Source organism: Streptomyces sp. NPDC048290 (genome assembly GCF_040652095.1).
In the GTDB taxonomy this organism is placed as follows: domain Bacteria; phylum Actinomycetota; class Actinomycetes; order Streptomycetales; family Streptomycetaceae; genus Streptomyces.
Map to the genome: position 1 here is coordinate 69,583 of NZ_JBEZLM010000033.1, position 16,161 is coordinate 85,743.

14 protein-coding genes are annotated in these 16,161 nt (G+C 73.6%); 8 read left to right on the forward strand and 6 right to left on the reverse strand.

Translation table 11 applies throughout. The features are described 5' to 3' along the window. Window positions 1-55: 55 nt before the first annotated feature. Window positions 56-574 carry a MarR family transcriptional regulator gene (locus tag AB0D49_RS37415; RefSeq protein WP_362767169.1) on the reverse strand — a complete coding sequence of 173 codons (519 nt, stop codon included), beginning with the start codon at window positions 572-574 and terminating at the stop codon, window positions 56-58. Continuing rightward, window positions 571-1,245, reverse strand: coding sequence for a DJ-1/PfpI family protein (locus tag AB0D49_RS37420; protein WP_362767172.1), 675 nt, complete (start codon window positions 1,243-1,245; stop codon window positions 571-573). The genes AB0D49_RS37415 and AB0D49_RS37420 overlap by 4 nt, the downstream gene beginning before the upstream one ends. Window positions 1,246-1,452: 207 nt before the next feature. Here AB0D49_RS37420 and AB0D49_RS37425 point away from each other — a divergent pair, with 207 nt between their 5' ends. The 3 genes from AB0D49_RS37425 to AB0D49_RS37435 all read left to right on the forward strand — a co-directional run bounded on the left by AB0D49_RS37425 (window position 1,453) and on the right by AB0D49_RS37435 (window position 4,630). Next, entirely contained in the window at window positions 1,453-2,826 is a 1,374-nt protein-coding gene (locus AB0D49_RS37425) for an aspartate aminotransferase family protein (protein WP_362767175.1), read from the forward strand. 130 nt (window positions 2,827-2,956) lie between these two features. Next, window positions 2,957-3,658, forward strand: a complete 702-nt coding sequence (locus tag AB0D49_RS37430; RefSeq protein WP_362767178.1) for a GntR family transcriptional regulator — start codon at window positions 2,957-2,959, stop codon at window positions 3,656-3,658. Window positions 3,659-3,979: 321 nt separating this feature from the next. Further along, window positions 3,980-4,630, forward strand: coding sequence for a hypothetical protein (locus tag AB0D49_RS37435; RefSeq protein WP_362767181.1), 651 nt, complete (start codon window positions 3,980-3,982; stop codon window positions 4,628-4,630). Window positions 4,631-4,648: 18 nt separating this feature from the next. Here the strand turns inward: AB0D49_RS37435 and AB0D49_RS37440 are convergent, their stop codons facing one another. Together AB0D49_RS37440 and AB0D49_RS37445 are read right to left on the reverse strand one after the other, a co-directional pair. Then, a complete protein-coding gene (locus AB0D49_RS37440; RefSeq protein ID WP_362767184.1) occupies window positions 4,649-5,362 on the reverse strand; it encodes a response regulator transcription factor in 714 nt (237 codons plus the stop codon). Beyond that, window positions 5,359-6,891, reverse strand: coding sequence for a histidine kinase (locus AB0D49_RS37445; protein ID WP_362767186.1), 1,533 nt, complete (start codon window positions 6,889-6,891; stop codon window positions 5,359-5,361). Before AB0D49_RS37445 ends, AB0D49_RS37440 begins: the two co-directional genes overlap by 4 nt. Window positions 6,892-7,153: 262 nt before the next feature. On the opposite strand from AB0D49_RS37445, the gene AB0D49_RS37450 reads away from it, so the two are divergent. Then, window positions 7,154-7,864, forward strand: a complete 711-nt coding sequence (locus tag AB0D49_RS37450; protein ID WP_362767189.1) for an ABC transporter ATP-binding protein — start codon at window positions 7,154-7,156, stop codon at window positions 7,862-7,864. After that, window positions 7,861-10,299 (forward strand): FtsX-like permease family protein, encoded by a 2,439-nt coding sequence (locus tag AB0D49_RS37455; protein ID WP_362767192.1) that lies wholly within the window; start codon window positions 7,861-7,863, stop codon window positions 10,297-10,299. The genes AB0D49_RS37450 and AB0D49_RS37455 overlap by 4 nt, the downstream gene beginning before the upstream one ends. Before the next feature lie 71 nt (window positions 10,300-10,370). Here AB0D49_RS37455 and AB0D49_RS37460 read toward each other — a convergent pair whose 3' ends face one another. Beyond that, window positions 10,371-11,654, reverse strand: coding sequence for an adenylosuccinate synthase (locus AB0D49_RS37460; RefSeq protein ID WP_362767194.1), 1,284 nt, complete (start codon window positions 11,652-11,654; stop codon window positions 10,371-10,373). A 187-nt stretch (window positions 11,655-11,841) separates the two neighbouring features. Here AB0D49_RS37460 and AB0D49_RS37465 point away from each other — a divergent pair, with 187 nt between their 5' ends. After that, window positions 11,842-12,762: a diacylglycerol kinase gene (locus tag AB0D49_RS37465; RefSeq protein ID WP_362767197.1), complete on the forward strand. Its 921-nt coding sequence runs from the start codon at window positions 11,842-11,844 to the stop codon at window positions 12,760-12,762. An 88-nt stretch (window positions 12,763-12,850) separates the two neighbouring features. Here the strand turns inward: AB0D49_RS37465 and AB0D49_RS37470 are convergent, their stop codons facing one another. Beyond that, window positions 12,851-13,351 (reverse strand): MarR family transcriptional regulator, encoded by a 501-nt coding sequence (locus AB0D49_RS37470; RefSeq protein ID WP_362767200.1) that lies wholly within the window; start codon window positions 13,349-13,351, stop codon window positions 12,851-12,853. Between the two features lie 123 nt (window positions 13,352-13,474). On the opposite strand from AB0D49_RS37470, the gene AB0D49_RS37475 reads away from it, so the two are divergent. Next, complete coding sequence (locus tag AB0D49_RS37475) at window positions 13,475-14,407, forward strand: ABC transporter ATP-binding protein (protein ID WP_362767202.1); 933 nt, start codon at window positions 13,475-13,477, stop codon at window positions 14,405-14,407. After that, a complete protein-coding gene (locus tag AB0D49_RS37480; protein WP_362767205.1) occupies window positions 14,404-16,032 on the forward strand; it encodes an ABC transporter permease in 1,629 nt (542 codons plus the stop codon). Before AB0D49_RS37475 ends, AB0D49_RS37480 begins: the two co-directional genes overlap by 4 nt. Window positions 16,033-16,161 lie beyond the last annotated feature (129 nt).

A 16,161-nucleotide genomic window follows, 5' to 3' on the forward strand; every position in this document is an offset into this window, starting at 1 on the left:
GCCGAGGATAGTGCGGGGTCGGGAGGCGGCGGCCCGGCCGTCCTCCACGGTTCGTCTACGGTTGCGTAACCGGCCCGGTGACGTCCGGGGCCGACGGGTCCTCCCTCGTCTCCGGCTTCGCGTCGGCGGGCGGGCCCGCCTGCTCCAGGGCCGCCGACAGGCGCTCCAGCAGCCGTACCGCCTCGGTGAGTTCGGTGTCCGAGCCGAACGCCTCGGCCAGGCGGTCCGCGTAGACGGCGTGGCCGGGGTCGATCCGGCGGACCGCCGCGAGGCCGTCCTGCGTGGCGGCGAGCAGCTTGGCCCGGCGGTGGGCCGGGTTCGGCCGGTACTCGGCGAGTCCGCGCTCGACCAGCAGATCGGCGACGCGCTGCACGCTCTGCCGGGTGATGCCCATCGCGCGGGCGATCCCGGCCACCGGCAGCGGTTCGCCCAGCACCGCGCCGAGCACCTGCCACCAGGCGGCGGTGAGCCCGGCGGGCCGGGCCAGTTCCTCGGCGACCGCGAGGAACTGGCCGTTGAGCCGGAAGCTGCCGAGGGCGGCCCGGCTCAGCAGGTCCTGGCGTTCCCGGCTCACGCGGCGCCCGCCCGCGCGAGCACCTCGTAGGCGCCCGGGTCGGAGTCGTGGAACAGCCGGTACCAGGCGTCGAGCACCTCGCCGTCGAAGACGCCGAGCAGCCCGAGGATCTCGCGGGCGAACGCGACCGGTTCGGTGGGGCCCGCGGTGATCAGGCCACGGTCGGTGACGGCGTCCGTCTCTACGTACCGGCCGCCGCCCGCGTAGCCGGTGGCGGCGAGATAGAAGGAGACCGCCCCGGTGTGGTCGCGGTCGTCGAGCAGGCCCTCGCGGGCGAGTCCGGCGGTGGCCCCGCAGATCCCGGCGACCGGCACCCCGGCGTCCAGGAAGGTGCGGGCGGTACGGGCGAAGGGGGCCAGGGGGCCCAGCGGGGCGGGGTCGTCGCCGCCCGCCGCGGGAGCGGCCGGTGTCCGGTCCCAGAGGTCGGCGCCCGGGAGGATCAGCAGCGCCGAGTCCTCGGGGCGCAGGTCGGCCAGCGCCAGGTCGGGGGTGATGCGCAGTCCGCCGAGGGAGGTGACCGGGGCGGTGGTGGGGCCGACCGTGCGGATCTCGTATCCGGCGCGGGCGAGGTGGGCGGTGGCGTGGCCGGTCTCCCAGTCGGCGAGCGTGTCGTAGACCGCGAGGTGGACGGGCTTGCGTCGGCTGGCTTCGGGCTGGGGGGTGGTGCTCATGTCCGGCTCCTTCGTCGAGGTCGGTGCGGGGTCTCTGGTCTCCCTCGCCGCCCTTATGACAGTAGACTGTCATTACGACAGCATGTTGTCAATCACTCGGGAGCGTCCGGGAGGTGTCCCGCCGTCGACAACGTGTCGTGTATCGCCCCGGACCCGCAGACAGGGCGCCGATGTCGCGCCCGTATCACGGACATTTAGGCTCCCCGCATGACCCCTCAGTCCACTCCGTCCGTCCTGCCCGACCCCCGGGCCGGAGCCGCCGTGAAGGCCGCGGACCGCGCGCACGTCTTCCACTCCTGGTCCGCCCAGGAGCTCATCGACCCGCTCGCCGTGGCCGGCGCGGAGGGGTCGTACTTCTGGGACTACGACGGCAAGCGCTACCTCGACTTCACCAGTGGCCTCGTCTACACCAACATCGGCTACCAGCACCCGAAGGTCGTCGCCGCGATCCAGGAACAGGCCGCGCGGCTGTCCACCTTCGCGCCCGCCTTCGCCGTCGAGGCCCGCTCCGAGGCCGCCCGGCTGATCGCCGAGCGCACCCCCGGCGACCTGGACAAGATCTTCTTCACCAACGGCGGCGCCGACGCCATCGAGCACGCCGTCCGCATGGCCCGGCTGCACACCGGCCGCCCCAAGGTGCTCTCCGCCTACCGCTCGTACCACGGCGGCACCCAGCAGGCCATCAACCTCACCGGCGACCCGCGCCGCTGGGCCAGCGACACCGGCTCCGCCGGGGCCGTGCGCTTCTGGGGCCCGTTCCCCTACCGCTCCCGCTTCTACGCCGAGAGCGAGGAGCAGGAGTGCGCGCGGGCGCTGGAGCACCTGGAGACGACCATCGCCTTCGAGGGGCCGTCGACCATCGCCGCGATCGTGCTGGAGACCGTGCCCGGCACCGCCGGGATCATGGTGCCGCCGGCCGGCTATCTGGCGGGCGTGCGGGCGCTGTGCGACCAGTACGGGATCGTCTTCGTGCTGGACGAGGTGATGGCCGGGTTCGGGCGCACCGGGCGCTGGTTCGCCGCCGAGCACTTCGATGTCGTCCCCGACCTGATGACCTTCGCCAAGGGGGTCAACTCCGGGTATGTGCCGCTCGGCGGGGTCGCCATCTCGCCCGCCATCGCCGAGACCTTCGGCAAGCGCGCCTACCCCGGTGGGCTCACCTACTCCGGGCATCCGCTGGCCTGCGCCGCCGCCGTCGCCACGATCGAGGTGATGGCGGAGGAAGGGGTCGTCGAGAACGCCGACCGGCTCGGGGAAAGCGTCGTCGGACCCGCGCTGCGGGAGCTGGCCGAGCGGCACGCGTGCGTGGGCGAGGTGCGCGGGCTCGGCATGTTCTGGGCGCTCGACCTGGTCAAGGACAAGGAGACGCGCGAGCCGCTGGTGCCGTACAACGCGGCCGGGGAGGCGAACGCGCCGATGGCCGCGTTCGGCGCCGCCGCGAAGGCCGCGGGTATCTGGCCGTTCGTGAACATGAACCGGACCCATGTCGTGCCGCCCTGCAATGTCTCCGAGGCGGAGCTGAAGGAGGGGCTGGCGGCGCTGGACGCGGCGCTGACCGTGGCGGACGAGTTCACCGGCTGAGCCCGAGCCGGTCTTGGCAGGTCGGGTCGGTCGGCGCATCCTCTCGGGAGCCTGAACGCGTAAGGTGACGTGCTCGTAGACACACGTACGAGCACGCCATCCGCGTACCCATGGAGAGGACGCCCGGATCATGCCCGGCAGCAGTGGCAACGGCGCGGTGACCCGCAACACCCTGCGGCAGCAGATCGCCGACGCGCTACGCGACGAGGTGCTGGCGGGACGGCTGCCGCCGGGGCAGGCGTTCACGGTCAAGGAGATCGCCGAGCAGTACGGGGTGTCGGCGACGCCGGTCCGTGAGGCGCTGGTCGATCTGTCCGCGCAGGGGCTGCTGGAGGCCGACCAGCACCGGGGGTTCCGGGTCCGGGAGTACTCCGTCGCCGACTTCCGGGGTCTGGTCGAGGCGCGGGCGCTGGTCACCGACGGGATGTTCCAGGCGCTGGGCGCCGGGCTGCACGGGTTCCGGGACCCCGCCGATCCGCGGACCGCGGGGGCGCTCGCGGGGGTGCGGCGGCGGGGGGAAGAGGCGCAGCGGGCCGCTCGCGCGGGGGATCTGACGGTGCTGATCGGGTATGACCTGCGGTTCTGGCGGGAGCTGAGCGCGCTGTTCGGGAACCCGTATCTGGCGGACTTTCTGCATCGGACGCGGGTGCAGTCGTGGGTGTGTGCGGTGCAGTTCTTGCGGCCTCTCGCTGATGTGCGGGGGTTGTTGTGGGCGGGGCATACGGAGTTGGTGGATGCGTTGCGGGGGCGGGATGTGGAGGGGGCGCGGGGGGTTGTGGGGGAGTACAACGCGCATTCTGTGGCGTTGATCGAGCGGCTCGCCGGGGATTGAGGGTCCCTTCGCCGTAGGGGTACGGGTACATGTGTGGGTGCGGGTGCGTCGTGGCCGGTCGCGCAGTTCCTCCCCCAGAGGGGGTACCCCCAGCGCCCCTAAGCAGCGTTGCCCCACCGTCGGCAACAAGCGCAGGCGCCTCGGGGAGCAACTGAGGTGCCCTCCGGAACAAGGTGCGGGCATATATGCGGTGCTCGGTGTCACCTTCTGGGTATGGGTCACGCACCGAACGTGTGCGCGGGCGGGCCGGGGGCGGGGTGGACCGATTACGCTTCCCTGACCAGCGTGCCGAGCGCGCGCCATCCGTGGAGGAGTTGTCTTTTGGCCTGTGACCTGTGGCTGGTACCTCTCGTCGACGTGTTGTGCCACACCCCCGAAAACCCCTTCGCCGAGGAACTCGCGCAGTACAACACCGTGCTCGCCGAGGCCGGGCTGCCGCCGGTGCCCGTGTACCAGTACATGCCGGGGCTGTCCGGGGACGTGGCGCCGGTCGCCGGGTTCGACTACGACGCCCTGCACTTTCTGCGCCGGGCCTTTCTGCTCCAGGTCTGCGGACTGCCGGTGACCCCGGTCGACGAACTCGGCGGGGACTACGAACAGCTCCTGGAGATGTTCGAGACCACCGCCCAGCAGTCCCATCTCGTCTGGCACTACGACCACGCCGGTGCCTACGTCCCGGTCGACTTCCCGCATCCCCTCTCCAGTGACGAACTCCTCGCCGGTGGCGGTCCGCTGGGCTCCGCGCAGGGGCTGCTGCGGGAGCTGGAGCAGGTCGCGCCCGCCATCGGCATCGACCCGGCCAACCCCCCGGCCCCGCCGCAGGCGCCGCTCGCGCCCACGGAGTTGGAGGAGCCCGCCGTACCCGCTCCCTACGACCCCAGCCCGTTCGCCCGGGAGCGGCATGTCTGGCTCGGGCTGCACGCCGCCGCGACGCGGTCCCTGGCCCAGGGTTCGATGATCGTCTTCAGCTGAGCCCCGCCATGACCGACGTCAGCTGAGCCCCGCCGCGCCGCCCGGGGTCACCAGGCCCGTCTCGTACGCCACCACCACCGCCTGCGCCCGGTCCCGCAGGCGGAGTTTGGCCAGGATGCGGGCCACATGGGTCTTCACCGTGGCCTCGCTCAGCGCGAACCGGGCGGCCAGCTCGGTGTTGCTCAGACCGGTGCCGAGAGCCTGGAGCACCTCCCGTTCGCGCGGGGTCAGCACCGCCAGGTCCCGGTGCAGCGCGGGCGCCGCCGTGCCCTGGGCGACGAACCGCTCCACCAGCCGCCGGGTGATGGCGGGGGCGAGCAGCGCGTCCCCGGCGCGGGCCAGCCGGACGGCGGCGACCAGGTGTTCCGGTGTGACGTCCTTCAGCAGGAAGCCGCTCGCCCCGGCGGCCAGCGCCGCGTACACATAGCGGTCCAGGTCGTATGTCGTCAGGATCAGGACGCGCGGGGGGTCGACGGCGGTGTCGGCGAGGATGCGGCGGGTGGCCTCAAGGCCGTCCAGGACCGGCATCCGGATGTCCATCAGCACCAGGTCGGGGCGGGTGCGCTCGACCGCGGCCAGGGCTTCGGCGCCGTCCGCCGCCTGGGCCACGACGTCGATGCCGTCGGCGGTCAGGATCATCCCGAAGCCGGTACGGACGAGGGCCTGGTCGTCGGCGATCACCACCCGGGGGGCGGGAGCGGGGGTGTCGGCGGGGGCGTCGGCGGGGGTCACGGGGTGTCCACCGGGATCGTGGCCCGCAGGCGGAAGCCGCCGGTCGGGCGGGGGGCGGCCGTGAGGGTGCCGCCGTGCACGGCGAGACGGTCGCGCAGCCCGGTCAGACCCCGGCCACCTGGAGGAGGGAAGGGGGCAGGGGCGGCGCGGGTGCCTCCCGTGTCGGCGACCTCGATGCGTATCTCGGCCGGGGTGTGCGCGACCGTCACGCTGACCCGGGCGCCGGACGCGTGTCTGACGACGTTCGTCAGTGCCTCCTGGACCACCCGGTAGGCGGCGAGATCGGCGCCCGGGGAGAGGGGGGCGGGGGTTCCGGTGACCGTGAGTCCGACCGGGGTACCGGCCGCGCGCACCTGGTCGGTGAGGGCGGGGAGGCGGGCCAGGCCGGGCTGGGGCGACAGATCGGGGTCGGGGGAGAGGTCGGGGTCGGGGTCGGGGTCGGGGGAGGGGTCGGGGTCGGGGGCATCGAGGTCCCGGACCGTGCGGTCCATGCCGGTGCGGTCCATGCCGGTGCGGTCCATGGCCGTGCCGTCCGGGTCGGTGGACATCGTCAGCAGGCCCATCGCGTGGCGCAGTTCGGCCATCGCCGTACGGCCGCCCGCCTCCACCGCGAGCAGGGCGTCGCGGGCCTGTTCCGGGGCGGTGTCCATCACCTTGCGGGCCGCGCCCGCCTGGATCACCATCACGCTCACATTGTGGGTGACCACGTCGTGCAACTCCCGGGCCATACGCGCCCGCTCCTGCTCCACCGCCAGCCGGGTGGCGGTCTCCTGACGGGCCTGGAGTTCGCGCACCCGCTGCTGCCAGACATGGATCGCGTTCGCGCCGAGCCCCACCGCGAGCAGCAGCAGGAACGGCACGTACCCCGGGGTGAAGTACGGGAAGTACTGGTCGTGGAAGACCGCCATCAGGACCGCCCCGGCCAGCACCCCGCCCAGGGCCCGGCGCCGGTGCGGGCTGTGCACGGCGGCGCTGTACGCGGCGACCACGCAGGTAAGGAAGGTGTAGACGCTGGTCGTGCTGTTCGCCGCCGGGCCGTCGCCGTAGCGCAGCCGGAAGAGCAGGGTCAGGGCGAGGACGGCGGCGAAGGCGGCCAGCGGGAAGCGGCGGCGGATCGCGAGCGGCAGCGCGGTCAGCGCGGCGAGCAGCACCTCCAAGGCGTCCGGACGACCGTCCGCGAGGGGGCCGGGGAGCAGGGTCGGGTCGAAGGGGACGGGGGGCGGTGCGGGCGGGGGCGGTGGTGTGACGGGCCCGTCGACCTGGACCGCGCTGCTCCATGGCGCGTCCGGGCCGCCCTGGCCCACGTCGAGGACCGCGCTGACCGTGCACACCGCGAGGATCAGGGCGAGGACGGCGTCGGCGGTCCACGCCCAGCGCGAGGGGCGTGGCGGCGGGCCCGGCCGCAGCAGCGCGCCGAGCCCGGCCCACCACTGCGCGAACCGGCCGAACCAGCCCAACCGGCCCCACCGGCACCGCGGCCGGTCGTCCTCCGTCGTACCGGTGCCCCGCCCGGTCGCCTCCCCCGTCATGCGTCCAGTCTGGCAAGACACCCCGCCCCGCCACATCCCTCCCGCCGGGGACACCCCACCGGGTGACGTACATCGTCCGCGTACCTCTCCCGTACGACGGCGGACCCGTACGCGGACGATCCGCCGCCCCCTCTCCGCCCCCCGCGGCAGGGCGGGTACGGCCGTGGTGCTCGTCGTCGCGGGCGACGACCCGGCGGGGGTGGCCTGTCTAGCGTCGCCGGCAGCAGTCCTGACCAGTGAACCGCCGCCCCGGGGAGGGCCCATGACCACGTCTGTGCCGGCGCAGTCCGCCGACCGTCCGCTCGTCGAGCTGCGGGAGGTGAGCCGGGCGTACGGGGAGGGCGGGCCACCGGCGCTCGCCGGGATCGATCTGACCGTCATGGCCGGGGAGTCGCTGGCGGTGCTGGGGCCGTCCGGGAGCGGCAAGTCGACGCTGCTGCATCTGATCGCGGGGCTGGACCGGCCGAGCGGCGGCCGGGTGACGGTGGACGGGCTGCGGGTGGACCGGCTCGGCGAGGCGGCCTCGGCGCGCTATCGGCGGTCCCGGATCGGCATGGTCTTCCAGTTCTTCCATCTGCTCGACGATCTGACGGTCGCCGACAATGTGCTGCTGCCCGCCCAGCTCGCCGGGGTGCCGCGCGCCGAGGCCCGCCACCGGGCCGCCGAACTGCTGGCCCGGCTCGGTGTCGCGCGGCACGCCGACGCCTATCCGGGGCGGCTGTCCGGCGGGGAGCGCCAGCGGGTCGCCGTCGCCCGCGCCCTGATGAACCGTCCGCCGCTGCTGCTCGCCGACGAGCCGACCGGCGCCCTGGACTCCGCCTCCGGCGACGGCGTACGGGAGCTGCTGGCCTCGCTCAACGCGGACGGGCAGACGATCGTGCTGGTCACCCATGATCTGCGGCTGGCCGAGGCGTGCGCGACCCGCACGGTGGAGCTGGTGGACGGCCGGGTCGCAGCGGAGGCGGCGGCGTGACCGCGCTGGGGAAGGTCGTACGGGCCGGGGTCGGGCGGCGCCGGGTGCAGACCGTGGTGATGGTGCTGACCACGCTGGTCGCGGTCGCCGCGTCGGTGGTGGCGGTGGGGGTGCTCGCCGCGTCCCGGGCGCCGTTCGCGCAGGCGATGGACGAGTTGCGGGGGGCGCATCTGGCGGCGCGGTTCGAGGTGGACGCCGACGACGGGGGTGCCGGGGGCGCCGGGGACGACGGCATCGGCGCCAGCGCGCGGGCGGCCGGGGTCGACGCGGCGGCCGGGCCGTTCCGGGTCGTGGACGCCCAGCCCCGTACGGTGTCGGCGTCCTCGTCGCCGTCCGGGGGGCCCGGTGTTCCGGCCGGGGTGACCCTGCCGTCGATGACCGTCGTGGGGCGGGCCGACGCCGAGGGGCCGGTGGACCGGCTGTCGCTGGTGGCCGGTGAGTGGGCGGACGGCCCCGGTGAGCTGGTGGTGGCCGAGGGCGCGACGCCGCTGTCGCCGGGCGCGCGGCTGGAGTTCACCGGGGTGCCGGGCTCGCCGACGCTGACCGTGGTCGGCGTGGCCCGCTCGGTCACCGGTACCGCGGACGCCTGGACGACCCCGGCGCGGGCGGCGGCGATGGCCGCGCCGGACGCCCCCGCCACGTACCAGATGCTGTACCGCTTCCAGGACGCCGGGAGCGAGGCCGACATGAAGGCGGCGCGGGCCGCGATCGGGGCGGCGGGGCCCGAGGGGGCGCTGACCGGGACCCGTTCCCATCTGGCCGTGGAGCAGGAGCGGCTGGCGAACACGCTGGCGTTCGTGCCGTTCGTGGCCGCCTTCGGGGTGCTGGGGCTGGCGCTGTCGGTGCTGATCATCGGGATCGTGGTGAGCGGGGCGGTGGGGGCGGCGCGGCGGCGGATCGGGGTCCTGAAGGCGCTGGGTTTCACGCCGGGTCAGGTGGTACGGGCGTATGTGGCGCAGGCGCTCGTCCCGGCCGGGGTGGGCTGTGTCCTCGGCGCGGTCCTCGGGCGGGTGCTGGCGGGCCCGGTGCTCGGCACGGTCGAGGACGCCTATGGGGGCGCCCCGGCCACAGTGCCCTGGTGGGTGTACGCGGCCGTGTCCGGTGTCGCGCTCGCCCTGGTCGCGGGGGCGGCGCTGGTTCCCGCGCTGCGGGCCGGGCGGCTGCCCAGCGCCACGGCGATCACCGTCGGGCGCACCCCGGGTGACGGGCGCGGGCGCCGGGCGCGGCGGCTGACCGGGCGGCTGCCGGTGCCGCGTCCGCTGAGCCTGGGCCTCGCGCAGCCCTTCACCCGTCCGGCGCGTACGGCGACGACCGGTGCCGCGGTCGCGCTGGCCGCGCTGACCATGACGTTCGCGGTGGGGCTCGGGCTGTCGCTGAGCGCCGTCCAGACGCACCGGATTCTGGACTCGGCGGCGCCGGTCGTGGTGGACGCGGGTCCGGGCGGCGGCCCGCCGGGCGCCCAGGCGGTCCCCGCCCCCGGCCAGGAGCCGGCCGGCGGGTCCGGGTCCGCCGACCCGGACGCCATCGCCGCCGTGCTGCGCGCCCAGCCCGACACCCGCCGCTTCTACGGCACGGTGAGCACCGAGGTCACCGCCTCCGGGGTGGGCGGACGGACATCCGTGACGGGGTACTCGGGCGATGCCCGCTGGGGCGCCCCGCGGCTGGTGTCGGGGCGCTGGTTCACGGCGGGGACGGCCGGGGAGGCGGTGGTCACGGACCGTTTCCTGCGGGCGGCGGGCGTCTCGGTCGGCGACACGGTGACCTTGTCGGCGCGCGGCCGGGAGACCACCGTACGGATCGTGGGTGAGGCGTTCTTCACCGAGAACGACGGGATGACGGTGCTCACGGCGACCGCCACGCTGGCCGCGCTCGGGCTGGACGGCGATCCTGTGCGCTTCCACGTCCAGCCGGACCCCGGGGTCTCCACCGACGCCTATGTCTCCGCGCTGGGCACGGCCCTGGACGGCACCGGTGGGTACGCCCACCCCGGCGGGGACCGTTCGTCGAGTGTGATCGTGGCCATGGACGCGCTGATCGCGATGCTCACCGTGCTGCTGGTGGCGGTGGCCGGGCTCGGGGTGCTCAACACGGTGGTGCTGGACACCCGGGACCGGGTGCACGCCCTCGGGGTGCACAAGGCGCTCGGGATGACGCCCCGGCAGACGGTGGGGATGGTCCTCGTGTCCGTGGCGGGGGTCGGGCTGGCCGCGGGGGCGGTGGGTGTTCCGCTGGGGGTGCTGCTGCATCGCCGGGTGATGCCGTTGATGGGGGACGCGGTGGGGATGAATCTGCCGGAGTCGTTCGTCGCCGTGCACTCCGTGCCGGTCCTGGTGCTGCTGGTGCTGGGCGGGCCGGTCGTGGCGGTCGCGGGGGCGCTGCTGCCCGCGGGGTGGGCGGCCCGGGTGGACGCGGGGCGGGCGCTGCGCGCGGAGTAGACGGGGCACGGCGAGGGGCGGGGGCGCCACATACGGCACCCCCGCCCCTTTCCCCTGGGCTGTCCGTCCGTCTACAGGAACGAGTTGATCTCGATCGTCTCGTCCCGGCCCGGACCGACCCCGATCGCGGAGATCGGCGCGCCGGACATCTCCTCCAGCGCCTTGACGTACGCCTGCGCGTTCTTCGGCAGGTCGGAGAACGACTTGGCGCCGGTGATGTCCTCCGACCAGCCCGGCAGGTTCTCGTAGACCGGCTTGGCGTGGTGGAAGTCGGTCTGCGAGTACGGCAGCTCCTCCACCCGGCGGCCGTCGATCTCGTACGCGACACAGACCGGGATCTGCTCCCAGCCGGTGAGCACGTCGAGCTTGGTGAGGAAGAAGTCGGTGAGGCCGTTGACGCGGGTCGCGTAGCGGGCGATCACCGCGTCGAACCAGCCGCAGCGCCGGTCGCGGCCGGTGGTGACCCCGCGCTCGCCGCCGATCCGGCGCAGCGCCTCGCCGTCCGCGTCGAACAGCTCGGTCGGGAAGGGCCCGGCGCCGACGCGGGTGGTGTACGCCTTGAGGATGCCGATGACCCGGCTGATCTTCGTGGGGCCGACCCCGGAGCCGGTGCAGGCGCCGCCCGCGGTGGGGTTGCTGGAGGTGACGAACGGATAGGTGCCGTGGTCGATGTCCAGCAGGGTGCCCTGGCCGCCCTCGAAGAGGACCACCTTGTCGTCCTCCAGCGCCTGGTTGAGGACCAGGACGGTGTCGGCGACGTACGGGCGCAGCTTGTCCGCGTAGCCGAGCAGCTCCTCCACGACCTGCTCGATGGCGATGGCCCGCCGGTTGTAGAGCTTGGTCAGCATCTGGTTCTTGGCGTCGAGCGCCGCCTCGACCTTCTGGGTGAGGATCGACTCGTCGTAGAGGTCCTGGACCCGGATGCCGACCCGGTTGATCTTGTCGGCGTAGGTGGGACCGATGCCGCGCCCGGTCGTCCCGATCTTCCGCTTTCCGAGGAAGCGTTCCGTCACCTTGTCGACAGTGACGTTGTACGGGGTGATGATGTGCGCGTTGCCGCTGATCAGGAGCTTGGACGTGTCGACGCCGCGCTCGTTCAGACCGCTCAGCTCGGAGAGCAGGACCGAGGGGTCGACGACGACGCCGTTGCCGATGACCGGCGTACAGCCGGGCGAGAGGATTCCGGAGGGGAGGAGGTGCAGGGCGTACTTCTGGTCGCCCACGACCACCGTGTGGCCGGCGTTGTTGCCGCCCTGGTAGCGGACCACATAGTCGACCGAGCCACCGAGCAGGTCGGTGGCCTTCCCCTTGCCCTCGTCACCCCACTGAGCACCGAGCAGCACAAGTGCGGGCACGCGCGTACACCCCTTCCGGGCGGGGCATGTCCAAGGTCAGGGGCGTACGCGGCACGGCGTGTGCCTCGTACCCCGGCGACCCTCGTCGGTCGCGACCCGTCGGACCGGATGCCCCGGAATAGACGAAGCCCCTGGCGCAATAGCGCAAGGGGCTCTTGCACAAAGATGCTACCCGAGGAAGCGAGGCATGGCCGAGGTGGCGACTTTCGCGACTTCCGATCAGCTGCTGGTGGTCATCGATCCGGTCGCCCGACAGATGGACGGGGAGTCGGTACGGATCGCGAAAGACGTGCTCAGCGCGGGTGCGGCGACCAAGGTGTGTCTGCCGGACGGGCCGGAGGAATTCGCCCGCGCGCTGGCCCGGCGGGGCGCGCGGCGGCCGGTGGTGATCGGTGACGACCGGGCGCTGGCGCGGGCGGTGGCCCTGCTGCACCGCCAGCGGGAGCTGGCCGGATGTGCGCTGTCGGTGGTGCCGGTCGGGCCGCTGCTCGGTGTGGCGCACGCCCTGGGGGTCCCGTCGGGCGCGGTCGCGGCGGCCCGCGCGGTGCTCGACGGGGCGGTACGGCGGCTGGATGTGCTGGTGGACGACAGCGACGGGGTGGTGCTGGGGGCGCTGAGCGTGCCCCCGCTGGGCGGGTCCGACCCGGCGGCGCCCGCCGGGGGGCCGCAGGGCGCCCCGGTGGCGCCCTGCGCGGAGGAGCTGGCGGCGATGGGGGCATGGCTGCGGTCGTGCCATGCGCGGGTACGGAATCTGGTGGCGTCACGTCCGGTACGCGGCGGCGGCGGTCCCGGTGCGGGCGGCGCTCCGGTGGCCTGGGGCGACGGGCCCGCGCGGCTGCGGGTCGAGGTGGACGGGGACACGCTGGTCGATCTGGAGCAGCCGGTGGAGGGGGTGTCGGTGACGCCGGGCGGGGCGGGGTCGGCGGCGGTGGAGGTGCGGCCGGTGTCGATCGGCGCGGAGGCGGCTCCGCTGCGGGCGGCGGGCCGCCGGATCACGATCTCGGGGCCGGATTTCCGCTACCGGGCGGACGCGGCGGTCTCGGGCCCGGTACGGCGCCGGACGTGGACGGTGTGGGAGGGGGCGCTGGGCCTGGTGCTGCCGGGCTGAGCGCGGCCGGGCGGCGCCGACCGGTCACCGTTTCGGAATTCCGCAACAGCGTTTCCAAAGTGTCCGTCGGGCCGTGGTCCCCTCCGTCTCACCGCCCGAACTGTGTGTCCCGGTGCTCCCGCCAGCGCTCCATCAGCTTGCCGATCTCCCCCTGGAGATACTCGAAGAACGCCAGCGTCTCGGCGATCCGCTGTCCGCCGGGGGTGTCGGCCCCCAGCGTCTCGACGCCCTCCCTGAGCGTGCCCTCCCAGCGCTTGAGGACGGCGTCCCGGTTGGTCAGCGCCTCGTGCCACTGATCGCTGTGCACCCGGTAGCGCTCGCGGCGCGAGCCCGGTTCGCGCTCGCGCGAGACCATGTGGACCTGGGAGAGATAGCGCACCGCGCCGGACACGGCGGCCGGGCTGACCTGGAGCTGCGCGCCCAGCTCCGCCGACGTCATGGCCCCGGCGTCGGAGGCGAGCAGCGCGGCGAAGACCCGCGCGGCCATCCGCTGCATCCCGGCCTCGACCAACTGCGCGGCGAACGCCTCGACGAACCTCGACACGGTCTCGGGGTCCCGCTCGGACGCTGGAGTGATCTCGTCGCTCATGTCCCGCATCGTCCGATCATCTCCCTGTGTCCGCCCTGTCCGTCCGCCCCCTCCGCAGTGTATCCGCGATTTATACGCTTCCTTAACTTCACAAATTTGTGAAGACAGCGTACGTTCAGAATCATGACCAAGGCAATCAGCGTCTCCGGGCTGCACAAGTCGTTCGGCCGGACCCACGCGCTCGACGGCCTCGACCTCGCGGTCGAGTCCGGTGAGGTGCACGGCTTCCTGGGCCCCAACGGGTCCGGCAAGTCCACCACCATCCGGGTCCTGCTCGGCCTGCTGCGCGCCGACTCCGGAGCCGCCCAGGTACTCGGCCGCGACCCGTGGACCGACGCGGTGGAGATCCACCGCCGTATCGCCTATGTCCCCGGCGATGTCACCCTGTGGCGCAACCTCTCCGGCGGCGAGGTCATCGACCTCTACGGCAGGCTGCGCGGCGGTCTCGACCCGGCCCGCCGCGCCGAGCTGATCGCACGGTTCGAACTGGACCCGACGAAAAAGGGCCGCACCTACTCCAAGGGGAACCGCCAGAAGGTCGCCCTGGTCGCCGCCTTCGCCTCGGACGTCGATCTGCTCATCCTGGACGAGCCGACCTCCGGACTCGACCCCCTGATGGAGGCGGTGTTCCAGCGCTGTGTCGCCGAGGAGCGGGACCGCGGCCGGACCGTGCTGCTCTCCTCCCACATCCTCAGCGAGGTGGAGGAGCTGTGCGACCGGGTCAGCATCATCCGCAAGGGCCGCACCGTGGAGACCGGTTCCCTCGCCGACCTGCGCCATCTGACCCGCACCAGCGTCAGCGCGGAACTCGCCGGCCCGCCGAACGGCCTGTCCCGGCTGCCCGGCGTGCACCACCTCGACATCCAGGGCAGCCGGGTCAGCCTCCAGGTGGACTCCGACCAGCTCGACGGCGTCCTGCGCGCCCTCGGCACCTCCGGCGTACGCTCCCTGACCTCCTCCCCGCCCACCCTGGAGGAACTCTTCCTGCGCCACTACCAGGACGACGACGCGACGACCACCACCGGCACCGGCCAGGACGAGGTGCCGACCCGATGACACAGCAGCGCACCGCCCTCCCCGTCACCTCCCTCTCCGTGCGCGCCGGCGCCACCCGGCAGTTCGCGGGCACCGGCACCCTGCTGCGCTTCGCCCTGCGCCGCGACCGCCTGATGATCCCGGTCTGGATCGCGGTGACCGCGCTGATGGTGCTCTCCATGCCGAACACCCTCAGCTCGCTCTACGGCACCGCCGCCGCACGCGCCGACCTCATCGTCCAGATGGAGACCAACGCCTCCCTGCGCGCACTCATCGGCCCGGTCTTCGGCGACTCCCTCGGCGCCCTGACCGCGTGGCGCGTCGGCATCTACGCCGCCGCGCTGGCCGCGGTGATGAGCCTGCTGATCGTCGTCCGGCACACCCGTGACGAGGAGGAGAGCGGCCGTCAGGAACTGATCGCCTCCGGCATGGTGGGCCGCCGGGCCTCCCTGACCGCCGCCCTGCTGACGGCGGGCGCCGCCAACGGCGTCCTCGCCCTGCTGCTCGTGGCCGGTCTCGCCGGACAGGGCATCGCCGGGGCGCTCGCCCTCGGGCTCGGCATCGCGGCCGTCGGCATGGTCTTCGCGACCGCCGCGGCGATCCTGGCCCAGCTGACCGAGAGCGCCCGGCTGGCCCGCGGGCTGACCGCCGCCGTCCTCGGCACCGCCTTCGTGCTCCGCGCGGCGGGTGACTCCGCCAGCACCAACGGCTCCTCCCCCCTCACCTGGCTCTCTCCGCTCGGCTGGCTGGAGAACCTGCGCCCCTTCGCCCAGGAACGCTGGTGGGTCCTGCTCCTCCTGGCCGCCGCCATCACCCTCCAGTCCCTGATCGCCTACGAACTCACCGGCCGCCGCGATGTCGGCATGAGCTTCCTGCCCACCCGCCCCGGCCCGCCCACCGGCCGCCTCACCGGCACCGGCGCCCTGGCCTGGCGTCTCCAGCGCGGCACCGTCCTCGGCTGGAGCATCGGCTTCTTCCTCGCCGGTGTCGTCTACGGCGGTCTCACCGACGGTGCCGTGGACCTCCTCGGCGACAACGAGAGCGCCCGCCAGATCATCGAACGCATGGGCGGCCAGAGCGGGGTCACCGACGCCTTCCTCTCCGCCATGGTCGGCATGCTCGGCCTGATCGCCGCGCTGTTCATCGTCTCCTCCGTCCTGCGGCTGCACGGCGAGGAGACCTCGGGCCGGGCGGAACCGCTTCTCGCCGGCGCCGTCGGCCGTCTGCGCTGGGCCGCCGGTCATCTCCTCGTCGCCTACGGCGGCTCGGCCCTGATCATGCTGATCGCCGCGCTCGGCTTCGCCGCGGGCTACGGCCAGGACGTCGGCCCACTCCTCGCCGCCTGTCTCGTCCAGCTCCCGGCGATCTGGCTGATCGGCTCCCTCGCCGTGCTCCTCCACGGCATCTCCCCGTCCCTCGCCCCCGTCGCCTGGGGCGTCGCGGGCGCGGTCCTGCTGATCGGCTGGATCGGCCCCGCCCTGAACATCCCCCGGACCGTCCTCGACCTCTCCCCCTACGGCCACCTCCCCAAGCTCCCCGGCGGCTCCCTCGACTGGCCCCCGCTCCTGATCCTCCTGGCCCTCACCACCACCTTCACCACAGCGGGCCTGGCGGCACTCCGCCGGAGAGACATGACGACCAGCTGACCGCCCGACCCTGGCCCCAGACCTGGACCTAGACCTAGTGCTGTGACCGGATAGGTTCGCCGGGTTGGTGGTCATGGCGGTTGGATGTGGGGTGACGTCCGATCCGATCGCTGGAGGCGCGGTGGCTGA